The sequence below is a fragment of the Micromonospora sp. SH-82 genome (genome assembly GCF_051132485.1).
Taxonomy (GTDB): domain Bacteria; phylum Actinomycetota; class Actinomycetes; order Mycobacteriales; family Micromonosporaceae; genus Micromonospora.
In genome coordinates this window covers 5462088-5476521 of record NZ_CP148049.1, presented here as the reverse complement: position 1 = coordinate 5476521, position 14434 = coordinate 5462088, and the positions used below count along the sequence as shown (strand labels likewise).

Genomic DNA, 14434 nt, shown 5'->3' with positions numbered 1-14434 from the left:
CCGACGGCGTCAGCGGGGCGGCGGGGGCGGTAGTCGCGGCACCGGACCGGTGTGGACGTCCAGTTGCAGCCAGGTGCCGCCCGATCCGCGCAGTTCGAGTCGGTGTGGCCGACCGGTGCGGTCGATCCACAGCCGGGACGGGGCCGGTGCGGTGCGTACCTCGATGACGTCGACGGTCCGACCGGCCAGTCGTTCCTCGCGTAGCCGCAGGGCCGGGGCGGTCAGGTCGATCCCTTCGGGACGCAGCGTCATCCCCACCAGTCGGTCGAGGTCGTCGGCGCGCCCCCGCTGCCAGCCGACGGTGGGGGCGGCCACCGGTGGTCGGGCGGGTGCCTCGGCGGTGCCGTCGGCCGGGGTGGTCGGACGCCGGGTCCGCAGTGTCCCGGCGGCACCGTGGCGTACCAGGGTCCGGCGTTCGGGGGCGTCCAGGTCGGCCACCGACAGGTACGCGACCGCCCCGGTCCAGCTCAGCCAACCGGCGGCGCGCAGGTTGCGGGAGGTCGTGACGGGGGCGGTGACAGTCACCGGTCCCGCCCCCCGTGCCCGCAGTGCGGTCGGGACCTTGGCGAGTCTGCGCTGCTCGGCGGCGGTGAGCTGACGCGGTAGACCCGGTCGGCCGCCGAGCGCGGCGACCGGACGCAGCACGGGCCGGTCCGTCCGGTTCAGCTCGACGGCGACGGGGACGTCACCGGGCAGCCGCGCCTCCAGCCGACGCAGGCGGGCGTCCCGGTCCAGCCAGTAGCGGGGGTGCCCCTCCACGACCCTGCCGGTGGGGCGGTCGTCGGCGCGGTCCGGGGTGCCCGACCGGGGGGCGTCGGAGGGCGGACCGGTGGTGCCCGCGCCCTGCCGACCTTCCCGCCCGGAGTCGGGCAGGGGGGTCGCCGGGCCGAAGCTGCGCACCGCGGCGGTCCGGCCGGAGCCGGGCAGTGCGCCCTGGACGAGGTCGACGGCCGCGCCGCCGGCGGTGGCGGTGCCCAGCCATCGGACGCCGTTCCCGGCTCCCAGGTCCGGGTTGTCCGCCGCGAGACCGAACAGCAGGTCGAGCAGGGGGCCCAGGCCGAGGGGGCGCTCCTGCAACCGCCACCGGTCGGTCGGCGGCAGCAGCGGCGGTGGGGCGGCGGTCGGGACGGCGGTGGGGTCGGGCCGGGTCAACAGGTGGGTCGGGGTGGCCTGGACGAGTCCCCGGTCCGCCCCGGCACCGGGGCCGCCGACGTCGAGGTAGACCAGCGGAAGTGCCCAGTCGACCCACCCGACGAGGTCGAGGCGGCCGGCTCCGGAGCCGACGGTGATCCGCAGGCCGGACCGGACGTCGCGGTGGTTGGTGACCCGCAGGGCGGCGAACCTGTCGGCTTCGGCCCGGGTGAGGTCACGGGCCGGTGTCGTGGGTTCGGGTTCCCAGGTCACCAGGACCGCCACCAGTGCCGCCGCGGCCACGACGGCCGTCGTGACGAGCACCCCCAGCAGGGTGCGGCGGGGTACCGGACCGGCGGGGGTGTCGGTCACGTCGGGCTCGTCGTCGAGGCCGGGCAGGAGCGCGTCCTGCCGGTTCACCGCGTCGGCGTCGGGCAGCGGACCGCGGCCCGGCACGGGGGCCGTGGCGGGTCCGTGGCGGTCGACCCGGGCGGAGCCGGTGGTACGGGCATTCCGGGCGGAACTGGTCACGCCAGGTGAACTACCGGGGTGGTCGGTGGGTGACGTGTGAAGTGTGGTCGGGTGGCCGCCCGACGTGCAGGGCGCTCGCGGCGGCCGGTCTGCGCCTCCCGCGCGACCACGTCGGTGCGCACGCCGGTGTGAGCCGGGTGCTGCGACCCTGTGCCGGGCGACGGGCGGCCGATGACGGCTCGGCCCGTCGGGCCGGTCGGCCGCCGCGAGCGGCCTACGGCAGTACCTTAGCCCGGTGAGATGTGCCACACAATGGGAATATTGAAGCCGATCATCAACTCACCGTAGTCGTCGTAGCGTGTCGGACCCCCGGCGTACGGTGGTGACATGGCGCTCGACATTCCTCGGCTCGACGGCCGTTTCCAGGTCGTCAGCGACTACCAGCCCGCCGGTGACCAGCCGGCGGCGATCGACGACCTGGAGCGGCGGGTCCGTCGCGGTGATCGCAACACCGTGCTGCTCGGTGCGACGGGCACCGGCAAGAGCGCCACCACGGCGTGGCTGGTCGAGCGCCTGCAACGGCCGACCCTGGTGCTGGCGCCGAACAAGACGCTCTGCGCCCAGCTGGCCAAGGAGTTCGGCGAGCTGCTCCCGAACAACGCGGTGGAGTACTTCGTCTCGTACTACGACTACTACCAGCCCGAGGCGTACATCCCGCAGACCGACACCTACATCGAGAAGGACTCCTCGATCAACGAGGAGGTGGAGCGGCTGCGGCACTCGGCGACCATGTCGCTGCTCACCCGCCGCGACGTGATCGTGGTGGCCACGGTCTCGGCCATCTACGGTCTGGGCACCCCGGAGGAGTACCTCGACCGGGCGGTCCGGGTCACCGTCGGGCAGGAACTCGACCGCGACCAGCTGTTGCGGCGGCTGGTCGACATCCAGTACACCCGCAACGACATGGCCTTCCAGCGGGGGACCTTCCGGGTCCGCGGCGACACCCTGGAGATCATCCCGGCGTACGAGGAGATGGCGGTCCGGATCGAGCTCTTCGGTGACGAGGTGGAGAAGCTCTACTACCTCAATCCGCTGACCGGGGACGTGATCCGTGAGGTCGACAACCTGTTGATCTTCCCGGCAACGCACTACGCGGCCGGTCCGCAGCGGATGGAGCGGGCGATCCGCGACATCGAGGCGGAGCTGGCCGAGCGGCTGGCCGAGCTGGATCGGCAGGGCAAGCTGCTGGAGGCGCAGCGGTTGCGGATGCGGACCACCTACGACATCGAGATGATGCGGCAGGTCGGCTTCTGCTCCGGCATCGAGAACTACTCCATGCACATCGACGGCCGGCTCCCCGGCAGCCCTCCGCACTGTCTGCTCGACTACTTCCCCGACGACTTCCTCACCGTGGTCGACGAGTCCCACGTGAGCATCCCCCAGATCGGGGGCATGTTCGAGGGGGACGCCTCCCGCAAGCGGATGCTCATCGACCACGGGTTCCGGCTGCCCAGCGCCGCCGACAACCGGCCCCTGCGCTTCGACGAGTTCCTGGAGCGGGTCGGTCAGATGGTCTTCCTGTCGGCCACCCCGGGCAACTGGGAGATGGAGCAGGCCCAGGGGGAGTTCGTCGAGCAGGTGATCCGGCCGACCGGCCTGGTCGACCCGGAGGTCGTGGTCAAGCCCACCAAGGGGCAGATCGACGACCTGATGCACGAGATCAAGTTGCGGACCGAGCGGGACGAGCGGGTCCTGGTCACCACGTTGACCAAGAAGATGGCCGAGGACCTGTCGGACTACCTCCTGGAGAACGGCATCCGGGTGCGCTACCTGCACTCGGAGGTCGACACGCTGCGCCGGGTGGAGCTGCTCAGCGAGCTGCGCAAGGGCGACTACGACGTACTGGTCGGGATCAACCTGCTCCGGGAGGGGCTGGACCTGCCCGAGGTGTCGCTGGTGGCGATCCTGGACGCCGACAAGGAGGGCTTCCTGCGCAGCGGCCGGTCCCTGATCCAGACGATCGGCCGGGCCGCCCGTAACGTCTCCGGCCAGGTCCACATGTACGCCGACAAGGTCACCCCGTCGATGGCCGAGGCGATCGAGGAGACCAGCCGGCGGCGGGCCAAGCAGATCGCGCACAACGAGGCGCACGGGATCAGCCCGGAGCCGCTGCGTAAGAAGATCCACGACATCCTCGACGACATCTACCGGGAGGCGGAGGACACCGAGAACACCCGGGTCGGGGGTGCGGCCCGGCAGTTGTCGCGGGGTAAGGCCCCGGTCAAGGAGACGCGCAGCCGGTCCGCCCGGACCGCCGCCACCCCGTCCCGGGAGGGGATGGCCCGGGCCGACCTGGCGCAGCTCATCCAGGAGCTCAACGACCAGATGCTCGCCGCCGCCCGGGAACTCCAGTTCGAGCTGGCGGCCCGGATCCGGGACGAGGTGGCGGAGCTGAAGAAGGAGCTGCGCGGCATGGACACCGCCGGGGTGTCCTGACCCGGGCACCCCATCGTCGCTAACCGCAAGCGATCTATTGCCGTGAGTGACCAGAGTGGCTAGTCTCCCTCCTGGGGAGGCCGGATGCCGTTACCAACGAGTCCAGTGATTCGTCGTGCCCGCCTGGGGGCGGAGCTGCGCCAGCTGCGTCGACAGGGGGCGCTCACGCTGGAGCAGGTGTGCGGCCGGCTCGGCTGGGCGTCGACCTCGAAGCTGTCCCGGATCGAGTTGGGGCAGAGCCGGCCGGATCTGGCCGACGTGCTCGACCTCCTCGACGTCTACCAGGTCCCCGACGCGCAGCGCGACGCCCTGATCGTCATCGCCAGGGACGCGGCGACCGGCCGGGGATGGTGGAAGTCGCTCAGTGAGATGGGGGAGCGCCAGCGCGTCTACGCCGAACTGGAGGCGGGGGCGGCGACCATCCTGGAATACCAGCCGGCCCTGGTCCCCGGGCTGCTCCAGACCCCGGCGTACGCCCGTGCCCGGATCGAGGCGGGCCGGTGGACCGACCCGGGGCTGGACGTGGACGCCGACGTACGCGCCCGGATGGCGCGGCAGGAGGTGCTCCGCCGGGCGCACCCGCCCCGGTACACGGCGGTGCTCACCGAGACGGCTGCCGACCTGGTGGGGGTCCCGCCCGAGGTGCGCACCGAGCAGCTCCGGCACCTGGTCGACCTCGGTGCCCTGTCGAACGTGTCGATCCGCGTGCTGCCGCACGGCGCGGCCCTACCGGCCGACCCGTTGACCCCCTTCTCCAGCTACTCCTTCCCGGATCCTGCCGACCCTCGGACGGTGATGCTGGAGACGCTCACCTCCGACGTCCGGCTGGTCGCCGAGCCGAACCTGGACCGGTACGCCCAACTGGTGGACTGGCTGGTCGGGGTGGCCCTGGACGAGGAGCGGTCGGCGGAGTTGCTGACCGCGCGGGCCGAGTCCGAGCCGTCGGGCGAATCCACGAGGGCGATGGCTCCGGGTCCCCGGAGCCCGGTCTCCGGGAGAGGCTGAGGCCACCGGACCCGACGCCCCCGAGTCCGCCGGGGCCGGTGGCCTCCGCCGGACGATAACCCGTGAGTGCGACAGATTTCCGGGGATGTCGGCAAACTCCGGCAGATCCGCCACCTCGTCCCATCCTGCCGTCGCCCCGCCCGCTCGGCGGACCGTGACCGGACCGGGACGTCGCAGCTCAGACCGGTGGCATCGCAGATCCTGCCGGGTGCGGGAGCGCTCAGGCGGGGACGTCGACGAAGTGCTCGACCTGCGGCGGGCCGGCGAAGTGGGGGCCGATCAGGGCTCGCCACTGCGCGAACCGCTCGCTCTGGCGGAAGTTCTCCTCGTGGGCCTCCACCGAGTCCCACTCCACCAGGAGCACGAACCGGGTGGGGGACTCGACACCCTGGGTCATCCGTACCGACCGGCATCCGGGGGTGCCGGCGACCAGGGGCTGACCCTGGGCGTACGCGGCGGCGAAGTCCGCCTCGTGTCCGGGCAGTACGTCGATGAGCGCGACCTCAAGAACCATGCCCGAGAGCCTGCCACGTGCGCCGGTACCGCCTTCTCCGACCCCCGACACCGTCCCGTCCGGGCACCGCCCCGAGGACGACACCTAGCCTCCTAGGAAGCCAAACGCGGAGTGCCGCGGCCCACCCCGGCACGACCACACCATCGTCCGAAAAGGCGTGTGGTGGGGGTCGCTGCCATCGGGGATGCGCCGAGGGCGAGTGATGGTGAACAATGACCGACGAGGAGGGGAGTATTCCCCCCACGACGGGCTCGTCAGCACGGTCGACCGCCAGCCGGGCGGGTGACCCGGGCCCGCCGGCCACCGACTCGCCGAGCCGGTGGCGGAAGAGACCTCCGACAGTCGCCAGCGCCAGGGCGACGGGTGTGACGCCCCACGGGTGTCGGCATCCGGCCTGGCCTGTCCGCCGGAGGGTGTTCGTGAACGTGTCCACGTGGGTGTGGCTGGTGTCCCTGGCCGTGCTGGTGGTGGTGCTGACGATCGACCTGTTGATCATCGGACGCCGCCCGCACGAGCCGAGTATCCGCGAGGCGAGCATCTGGACCGCCGTCTACGTCGGGCTGGCCGTGATCTTCGGGGTGGGGCTCTGGTTCGTCTCGGGCTCCGGTCCGGCGGGGGAGTTCTTCACCGGGTATCTCACCGAGAAGAGCCTCTCGGTGGACAACCTCTTCGTCTTCGTGATCATCATGTCCCGGTTCGCGGTGCCCCGGGTGTACCAGCAGAAGGTACTGATGATCGGCATCATCCTGGCGTTGGTGATGCGGGGCGGCTTCATCGCCGCCGGCACCGCTCTGATCGAACGGTTCTCCTTCGTCTTCTACATCTTCGGCGCGTTCCTGATCTACACGGCGATCAACCTGGCCAGGCAGGGCGAGCCGGACGCCGAGGAGTTCAAGGAGAACGCGCTGATCCGGGTCAGCCGTCGGGTGCTGCCCATCTCACGGGACTACCACGACGGCAAGATGACCGACCGGCGTCACGGTCGGCTGGTGTTCACCCCGATGCTGATCGTCATGATCGCCATCGGTACCACCGATCTGATCTTCGCCCTCGACTCGATCCCGGCGATCTTCGGTATCACCCAGGAGCCGTACCTGGTCTTCACCGCGAACGTGTTCGCCCTGATGGGCTTGCGGCAGCTCTACTTCCTCCTCGGTGGCCTGCTGAACCGGCTGGTCTACCTCAGCTACGGCCTGGCAGTGGTCCTCGGCTTCATCGGCGTCAAACTGGTGCTGGAGGCGCTCGCCGACAACCGGCTGTCCTTCGTCAACGAGGGCCAGCCGGTCGGCTGGGCGCCGCACATCCCGATCTGGCTCTCCCTGTCGGTCATCGTCGGCACGCTCGCCGTGGCCACGGTGGCGAGCCTTGCCAAGTCGTCCCGGGACCGTCGCCGCGAGTTGACCAAGCTGCCCTGATCCCGCGCGGCCCGGCCGTCACCCGAGGTGGTGCCGGGCCGCCCAGGCGGTGGCCGAGATCCCCGCGACCAGCTCGCAGGTGTCCAGGTCGGCGGCGTGCTCCGGGTCGAGGGTGGTGCAGACGACGATCAGGTACGGCGGAGCGTCGGCGGGATAGACGATGCCGGCGCCGTGGCGTATCCCCCGTACCCAGCCGCTCTTGTGCGCGATCCGGGTGCCCGGGGGGAGACCCGCGGCGAGGTCCTCCCGGTGTTCCTGCGCGACGAGCACGTCGAGCATCGCCGTGCAGCCCGCCGGGGTGGCCAGCGGACCGGGGCGGGTGGCGCCGGTGGCGATCGCGCCGAGGAGGGCCGCCAGGTCGGCGGCGGTGACCAGGTTGGTGATGCCGACCTCACGGGCGGCGAGGTCCTCGATCCCCCGGGCGGTGACGCTGTGCCGGGCACCGACCAGTTCCCAGACCCGGGCCACCGCCGGTGACCCGACATGGGCCAGGCAGAGGTTGGTGGCCAGGTTCCCGGAGCGGACGATCATCCGTTCGGCGAGCCACCGCAGTGGTGCCCGGTCGCCGAGTCGCTGCCAGACCGTGTCGTCGTTGTCGAAGTGCCGGGCGCAGGAGAACCGGGGTGCACCCGGGCGGGCCGAGGCGAAGTCGTTGGTGACGGGCACCGGGGCGTCCGGGTCGAGGAGGCCCGCTTCGGCGGCCCGGTGCAGGGCGGCGAGCACCGCCACCTTCATGGTGCTGGCCGCGTAGTGGGTGGTGTCGGGGTGCCGGGTCCAGGTGGGTGGGGTGTCCAACCGACCCAGGTACGCCGACACGGTGCCGGGCACCCCGTCCAGCCGCCGGTCGAGGGCGGCCCAGTCGTGGTCGGTGGGGTGCGCCGGGGCCCCGCCGGTGGGTGGGGCCCCGGTCATCGCGTACCTCAGTTGGTGTGCTTGCGGCGGGCGGTGGCGCGGGCCCGCTGGGTCTGGTCGAGCACCACCTTGCGGATCCGGACCGCAGCCGGGGTGACCTCGACGCACTCGTCCTCGCGGCAGAACTCCAGCGCCTGCTCCAGGGAGAGCTTGCGCGGCGGGATCAGCTTCTCGGTCTCGTCGGCGGTGGAGGAGCGCATGTTGGTGAGCTTCTTCTCCTTGGTGATGTTGACGTCCATGTCGTCGGAGCGGGAGTTCTCCCCGACGATCATGCCCTCGTACACCTCGGTGCCGGGTTCGATGAAGAGCTGACCGCGCTCCTGGAGGTTGGTCATGGCGAAGGCGGTGACCGCACCGGCCCGGTCGGCGACGAGCGAGCCGTTGTTGCGGGTACGCAGCTCGCCGAACCACGGCTCGTAGGACTCGAAGACGTGGTGCAGGATGCCGGTGCCCCGGGTCTCGGTGAGGAACTCGGTGCGGAAGCCGATCAGACCGCGCGCCGGCACCAGCCACTCCATCCGGATCCAGCCGGTGCCGTGGTTGACCAGCTGCTCCATCCGGCCCTTGCGGGTGGCGAGGAGTTGGGTGATGGCGCCCAGGTAGTCGTCGGGGGCGTCGATGGTGAGTCGCTCGACGGGCTCGCAGGTCTTGCCGTCGATCTCGCGGGTGACGACCTGCGGCTTGCCGACGGTCAGTTCGAAGGACTCGCGGCGCATCTGCTCGACCAGGATGGCCAGGGCGAGTTCACCACGCCCCTGCACCTCCCAGGCGTCGGGGCGCTCGGTGGGCAGGACCCGCAGGGAGACGTTGCCGATGAGTTCCTTGTCGAGGCGGTCCTTGACCATCCGGGCGGTGACCTTGGCCCCCTTGACCCGGCCGACGAGCGGCGAGGTGTTGGTGCCGATGGTCATCGAGATCGCCGGCTCGTCGACGGTGATCAGGGGCAGCGGCACGGGGTTCTCGGCGTCGGCGAGGGTCTCCCCGATCATGATCTCGGGGATTCCGGCGACGGCGATGATGTCGCCGGGGCCGGCCGACTCGGCGGGCTTGCGCTCCAGGCCCTCGGTCATCAGCAGTTCGGAGATGCGGACCCGCTGGGTGCTGCCGTCGGTGCGGCACCAGGCGACGGTCTGACCCTTGCGGATGTTGCCCTGCCGGACCCGACACAGGGCGAGCCGGCCGAGGAACGGGGAGGCGTCGAGGTTGGTCACGTGCGCCTGGAGGGGGGCCTCCTCCTCGTAGGCGGGGGCGGGGATGGTGCCCAGGAGGGTCCGGAACAGCGGCTCCAGGGAGTTGCTGTCGTCGGGTACGGACCCGTCGGCGGGCTGGGTCAGCGAGGCGATGCCGTCGCGGGCGCAGGCGTAGACGATCGGGAAGTCGATCTGCTCCTCGTCGGCGTCGAGGTCGAGGAAGAGCTCGTAGGTGTCGTCGACGACCTCCTTGATCCGGGCGTCGGGGCGGTCCACCTTGTTGATCACGAGGATGATCGGCATCCGGGCGCGCAGCGCCTTGCGGAGCACGAAGCGGGTCTGCGGGAGGGGGCCCTCGCTGGCGTCGACCAGGAGCACCACCCCGTCGACCATGGTCAGGCCGCGCTCGACCTCGCCGCCGAAGTCGGCGTGGCCGGGGGTGTCGATGATGTTGATGGTGACCGGCTCCGAGCCATCCGCCGGCACGTAGCGCACGCCGGTGTTCTTGGCCAGGATGGTGATGCCCTTCTCCCGTTCGAGGTCCATCGAGTCCATCACCCGCTCGGTCACCTCGCCCCGGGCGCCGTAGGCGCCGGCCTGCCGCAACATGGCGTCGACCAGGGTGGTCTTGCCGTGGTCGACGTGAGCGATGATGGCGACGTTACGGAGGTCGGTGCGAAGCTGCATGAGGCCATCCTCCCGCCTGCTCGGATCCGTGAATGCGCCGGGGGTCGCCCAGGGTCACCCCCGGTACGTCCCCGATCTCGCCGCAACCGCTGTCGGCGGGTCGTCACCTGCTGTCATGCTGAGGCGCGTGATGCGGGAATCGTCGTGCACGATCTGGTGAACCTCCTGCTGGACCTGCCCGCCCCGCTGATCTGGCTGTTGGCCGCGGCGCTGGTGACGGCGGAGACCGCGGTGATCTTCGGACTGGTGTTGCCGGCCGAGGCGACGCTGCTGCTGGTGGGTTTCCTCACCTACACCGGCACCCTGCGGTTGGGGCCGACGCTGGTGGTGATGATTCTCGCAGCGGTGGTGGGGGACTCGTTGGCGTTCCGCTCGGGTCACCGGTACGGGCCACGGCTGCGGGCCGGCGGGTTCGGGGCGCGGGTGGGGGCGGCCCGGTGGGAGCGGGCCGACTCGCTGTTGGGGCGCCTCGGTGGGCGGGGGGTGATGGCGGCCCGGTGGTTGGCGTTCGCCCGTACGCTCGCGCCCCGGTTGGCCGGGGCGGCCGGGATGCCGTACCGGCGGTTCCTGCCGTGGAACGTCGTCGGGGCGGTGACCTGGGTCTCCGCCTCGGTGTTGGTCGGGTACCTGGCCGGGGAGTCGTACGCGACGGTGTCCCGGTTGTTGGGTCAGGCGACCGGGGCGTTGTTGGTCCTGCTGGGCTGCCTGGTGGCGATCGTGCTGGTCGGCCGGTGGTTGGGTCGTAACCCGGACCCGGTCCGCGCCCTGCTGGCCCGGGCGGCGGGGTTGCCGCCCGTACGGTGGCTTCGTAACCGGTACGGGGTGTTGTTCTTCCTGGTGTCGATGCGGGTGGGGCCGGCCTGGACGGTGGTGGTGAACCTGGTGGCCGGGTCGGCCCTGCTGTTCGCTGCCGGGTTCGTGGTGACGTGGTTGTTCGACACGGTGGTCCGGTACAGCGGGCTGGGTGGGGTGGACGGGGCGATCGCCGGGTGGTTCGCCGATCGGCGTACTCCGCACGCGGTGGAGGTCGCCTCGACTGTGGTGTCGGTGGCACGGGGTTCGGTGCTGATCGTGGTGGTGGCTGTGGTGGCAGCGGTGTCGACGTGGCGGAGCCGGTCGTGGCGGGGTGACCTGCTCGGCGTGCTCGGTACGGCCGGGGCGTTCGTACCGTTGGTGATGTTGGCGGTGGTGGCCCGGCTGACCGGTCCGGACCAGGACGGTCCGGTGTTCGCGTCCGAGCAGGCGGTGGTCACGGCCGGGCTGTGCACGCTGGCCTGGTTGGCGGTGCGGGAGGTCCGGTGGCCGGTGGCGGTGGCGGTGTGGACCGGGGCGGTGGTCGGTGTGGTGGGGATCGGGGTGGCCCGGCTGTACCTGGGGTCGGGGTCGGTCAGCGCGATGGTGACGGCGATCCTGCTCGGGGCGGCGTGGCCGGCGATGTTCATGGTGGCGTGGGCGACCCGGGCCCGGGTGGTCCCCGGGGTCCCGCCGGACGCCACAGTGCCGGGTGGGGCCGTCTCCGGCGGTCCGGACGAGGGCCCCCCGGGCCGGGTCGCCGGAGTCGACGGTCGGGTCGCGGGGGTGGACGGGGTCGAGGGGGTGCGGTGACGTGGGGTGGGGCCGGCGTCGGTGACGACCGGTCCCCGGGTGGGGTCGTCGGTGGCACCGGAGTCCGGGGTGGCGGTGGTGTCGGCCGGGTCCACCTCCTTGCGGCGGATCCGTCCCGGCCACCAGAACCGGTCGCCGAGCAGGAAGGTCAACGCCGGCACCAGGACCGTACGGACCAGCAGGGTGTCGAGCAGGACGCCGATGCAGACGATGATCCCGACCTGGGTCAGGGTGAGCAGTGGCAGCACACCGAGCAGGGCGAAGACCGCCGCGAGCAGGATGCCGGCGCTGGTGATGACACCTCCGGTGACCCGGAGGGCGGAGAGCATCCCCTCCCGGGTGCCGAGGGTCCGGGCGTCCTCCCGGGCGCGGGTGACGAGGAAGATGTTGTAGTCCACCCCGAGTGCGACCAGGAAGACGAAGGCCAGCAGGAGCACCCCGGTGTCGAGGGCGGGGAAGTCGAGCACGTGGTCGAAGACGAGCCATCCGGCGCCGACGCTGGCGAAGAAGGACGCGATGACGGTGAGGACCAGCAGCAGCGGGGCGATCAGGCCGCGCAGGAGCAGCACCAGCACCGTGGCGACCAGGATCAGGATGATCGGCAGGATCAGCTTGAGGTCCTGGGCGTTGGCCTGGTCGGAGTCGTAGTCGGCGGCCACGGAACCGCCGACGACGGCACCGTCGAACGGGTCGACGTCGTCGAGGGTGGGCGGTGCGGAGTCGGGTACGGCGGCGACGGCGTCGCGTAGCCTCTCGACGGCCCGGTCGGAGGCGGCGGTGCCGGGTTCGCTTTCCAGGACCACGTCCACCTGTGCGATCCCGTCGGCGGACGGGCCGGGGCGGGCGGAGGCGACCCCGTCGACAGCGGTGGCGGCCTCGGTCACGGATCCGACGGCGCCGGGGGTGGTGAGGACGGAGACGGGCTGGGTGGTGCCGGCGGGGAAGGAGCGGGCGAGGGTCTGTGCCCCGGCGACCGCTTCGGGTTCGACCCGGAACTGTTCGGTCTCGGAGAGTCCGCTGCGGATGCCGAGTCCACCGAGGCTGAGGGCGGCGAGCAGCAGGGTGGCCAGCAGGGCGACCGGTACGGGGCGACGGACGACTGCCGCGCCGAGGCGGCCCCAGATCTTGCCCTCCCGGGCGGCGCTGCCGACCCGGGGTACGAACGGCCAGAACAGGCCGCGCCCGAAGATGACCAGGGCGGCGGGGAGGACCAGCAGGGCGGCGGCCATCGCCAGGATGACGCCGACGGCGCAGGCCACGGCGAGGGCCCGGTTGGTCTCCTGTTCGCTGAGCAGGAGGGTGAGGACGCCGAGGACGACTGTGGTGCCGCTGGCGATGATCGGCTCGGCGGTGCGGCGGCGGGCGGCGCGCATGGCGGCGAACCGGTCGGGTTCGCGGCGGAGTTCCTCCCGGTAGCGGGCGATGAGCAGCAGCGCGTAGTTGGTGGTGGCACCGAAGACGAGGACGCTGGCGATGCCGGTGACGGCGCCGCCGGCGAGGTGGATGCCGACTGCCGGGACGAGGGTGTCGATGGCGCGCAGGGTGAGTTGTTCGGTGGCGGCGACGACGGCCAGCGGCACGATCCACAGGAACGGGCTGCGGTAGGTGACCAGCAGGAGTACGGCGACCACGGCGGCGGTGAAGGCGAGCAGGGTGGTGTCCGCGCCGGCGAAGACGTTGGCGAGGTCGGTGGTGAACGCCGGTGGTCCGGTGACCTCGACGGTGAGGGCGTCGGGCAGTCCGGTCAGCTCGGCCCGGAGGTCCTTGACGGCGGTGGAGATCTCGTCCTGGCTGCCGGCGGTGGACATCGGTACGGCGACCAGGGCGACGGTGCCGTCGGGGGAGATCTGCGCCGGGCTGACCTGTCCGCCGACGGCGAACCGGCCCAGTGCGGAGGTCCCTTCGGTGACGGCCGCCTGGTCGGCTTCGGTGAGGGCGCTCTGGTCCTCGCGGCTGACCACGACGATGGCGGGCTGGACCTCGCTGGCGGGTAGCTGTTCCTGGAGCCGTTCGACCTGGGTCGACTGCCACTGCGGGGACAGGCCTGTCGACGACACGGGTGCCGGGTTGTCGGGTTGGGGCAGCCCGAAGACGAGGGCACCGAAGACGAGGGCCGCGGCCACGGTGAGCCAGGCGGCGAGTTGGCCGCGACCGACGCGGCTGAACACAGACATCCGATGCCTCACGGTCTGTCGTAGGGAAGGAACGGCCGGGAGATGTCCCGGTCTCCGAATATCTTGATAAGCGAGATTATCGCCAGCTGAGTTATGCTGCAACTTCGGGGTCGAGAGGGAGGCGACAGCACGTGGCAGCGAAGGGCATGTACCGCCCACGGGACACCCGACGAGGACACCTGGTCGCCGAGATCGCGGCTGACCTGCGCCGATACAGCGTCGACGCGCAGCACATCGGGCACGCCTTCGCCAACCTGCACGGGCTCAACGCCACCGACCTGCAGGCCCTCATCGCGGTGATGGACGCCGAACTGGCCGGCGACCCGATCACCCCGGGTCGGCTGGGCGAGCACCTCAACCTCTCCTCCGGGTCGGTGACCGCGTTGGTCGACCGCCTGGAGCGCGGCGGTCACGTCCACCGCGACCGCGACACCGTCGACCGGCGCAAGATCCTCCTGCGGTACGCCGACCGGGGGGCCGCCCTGGCGATGGAGTTCTTCCGGCCCCTCGGGCAGCGCACCGACAAGGTGATGGACGCCTTCACCGACGCCGAGCTGGAGGTGGTGCACCGGTTCCTGACGGCGATGGTCGGGTCGATGCGGGAGCACCACGATGCCATCCGGGCCACCCCGTCGGAGTCGGCCCGGCGGGCACCGGGCTGACCCGCCCGGGATCCCGACCCGAGCGGCCGGTCCACGCGGCTGTCCGGCGGGGACCGTTCGGCGGGGGCTGCCCGACGGGCGGCTACGGTGAGTGAATCACGGCCGAGTCAGTGGGGTGTGCCGCGCCCTGGTCGTCGGTCGGTCGACCCCTCCTGATCATCCGTACGGAACG

Annotated in this window: 9 protein-coding genes and 1 pseudogene; 5 read left to right on the top strand and 5 right to left on the bottom strand. The window is 71.6% G+C overall.

The genetic code is table 11. The features are described from left to right. Positions 1-9: 9 nt before the first annotated feature. The gene (locus WHN02_RS23975) at positions 10-1662 is read right to left on the bottom strand and encodes a hypothetical protein (protein WP_434740940.1); all 1653 of its coding nucleotides are present in this window, start codon (positions 1660-1662) and stop codon (positions 10-12) included. Between the two features lie 327 nt (positions 1663-1989). Here WHN02_RS23975 and uvrB point away from each other — a divergent pair, with 327 nt between their 5' ends. Then, positions 1990-4098: an excinuclease ABC subunit UvrB gene (gene uvrB, locus WHN02_RS23970; RefSeq protein ID WP_434740939.1), complete on the top strand. Its 2109-nt coding sequence runs from the start codon at positions 1990-1992 to the stop codon at positions 4096-4098. Between the two features lie 84 nt (positions 4099-4182). Further along, a complete protein-coding gene (locus tag WHN02_RS23965; protein ID WP_434740938.1) occupies positions 4183-5103 on the top strand; it encodes a helix-turn-helix domain-containing protein in 921 nt (306 codons plus the stop codon). Positions 5104-5323: 220 nt separating this feature from the next. Here WHN02_RS23965 and WHN02_RS23960 read toward each other — a convergent pair whose 3' ends face one another. Further along, positions 5324-5617: an antibiotic biosynthesis monooxygenase family protein gene (locus WHN02_RS23960; protein ID WP_434740937.1), complete on the bottom strand. Its 294-nt coding sequence runs from the start codon at positions 5615-5617 to the stop codon at positions 5324-5326. Positions 5618-6036: 419 nt separating this feature from the next. Between WHN02_RS23960 and WHN02_RS23955 the strand changes: the two genes are divergently transcribed. Further along, a complete protein-coding gene (locus tag WHN02_RS23955) occupies positions 6037-7032 on the top strand; it encodes a TerC family protein (protein WP_434740936.1) in 996 nt (331 codons plus the stop codon). An 18-nt stretch (positions 7033-7050) separates the two neighbouring features. Here the strand turns inward: WHN02_RS23955 and WHN02_RS23950 are convergent, their stop codons facing one another. Then, on the bottom strand, positions 7051-7944 hold the full coding sequence (locus WHN02_RS23950) for a serine hydrolase (RefSeq protein ID WP_434740935.1): 894 nt from the start codon (positions 7942-7944) through the stop codon (positions 7051-7053). Positions 7945-7952: 8 nt separating this feature from the next. Beyond that, the gene (typA, locus tag WHN02_RS23945) at positions 7953-9821 is read right to left on the bottom strand and encodes a translational GTPase TypA (protein WP_434740934.1); all 1869 of its coding nucleotides are present in this window, start codon (positions 9819-9821) and stop codon (positions 7953-7955) included. A gap of 144 nt (positions 9822-9965) precedes the next feature. Here typA and WHN02_RS23940 point away from each other — a divergent pair, with 144 nt between their 5' ends. Then, positions 9966-11426 (top strand): DedA family protein, encoded by a 1461-nt coding sequence (locus WHN02_RS23940; RefSeq protein ID WP_434744046.1) that lies wholly within the window; start codon positions 9966-9968, stop codon positions 11424-11426. 65 nt (positions 11427-11491) lie between these two features. Here WHN02_RS23940 and WHN02_RS23935 read toward each other — a convergent pair. Continuing rightward, positions 11492-13600 (bottom strand): annotated as a pseudogene (locus WHN02_RS23935) (MMPL family transporter); the annotation flags it as partial. A gap of 146 nt (positions 13601-13746) precedes the next feature. Between WHN02_RS23935 and WHN02_RS23930 the strand changes: the two are divergent. Next, positions 13747-14262, top strand: a complete 516-nt coding sequence (locus tag WHN02_RS23930) for a MarR family winged helix-turn-helix transcriptional regulator (protein ID WP_434744045.1) — start codon at positions 13747-13749, stop codon at positions 14260-14262. Positions 14263-14434 lie beyond the last annotated feature (172 nt).

Coding starts and splice junctions, on each gene's coding strand:
- uvrB (WP_434740939.1), top strand. CDS start 1,990: ATGGCGCTCGACATTCCTCGGCTCGACGGCCGTTTCCAGGTCGTCAGC.
- WHN02_RS23965 (WP_434740938.1), top strand. CDS start 4,183: ATGCCGTTACCAACGAGTCCAGTGATTCGTCGTGCCCGCCTGGGGGCG.
- WHN02_RS23960 (WP_434740937.1), bottom strand. CDS start 5,617: ATGGTTCTTGAGGTCGCGCTCATCGACGTACTGCCCGGACACGAGGCG.
- WHN02_RS23950 (WP_434740935.1), bottom strand. CDS start 7,944: ATGACCGGGGCCCCACCCACCGGCGGGGCCCCGGCGCACCCCACCGAC.
- typA (WP_434740934.1), bottom strand. CDS start 9,821: ATGCAGCTTCGCACCGACCTCCGTAACGTCGCCATCATCGCTCACGTC.
- WHN02_RS23930 (WP_434744045.1), top strand. CDS start 13,747: ATGTACCGCCCACGGGACACCCGACGAGGACACCTGGTCGCCGAGATC.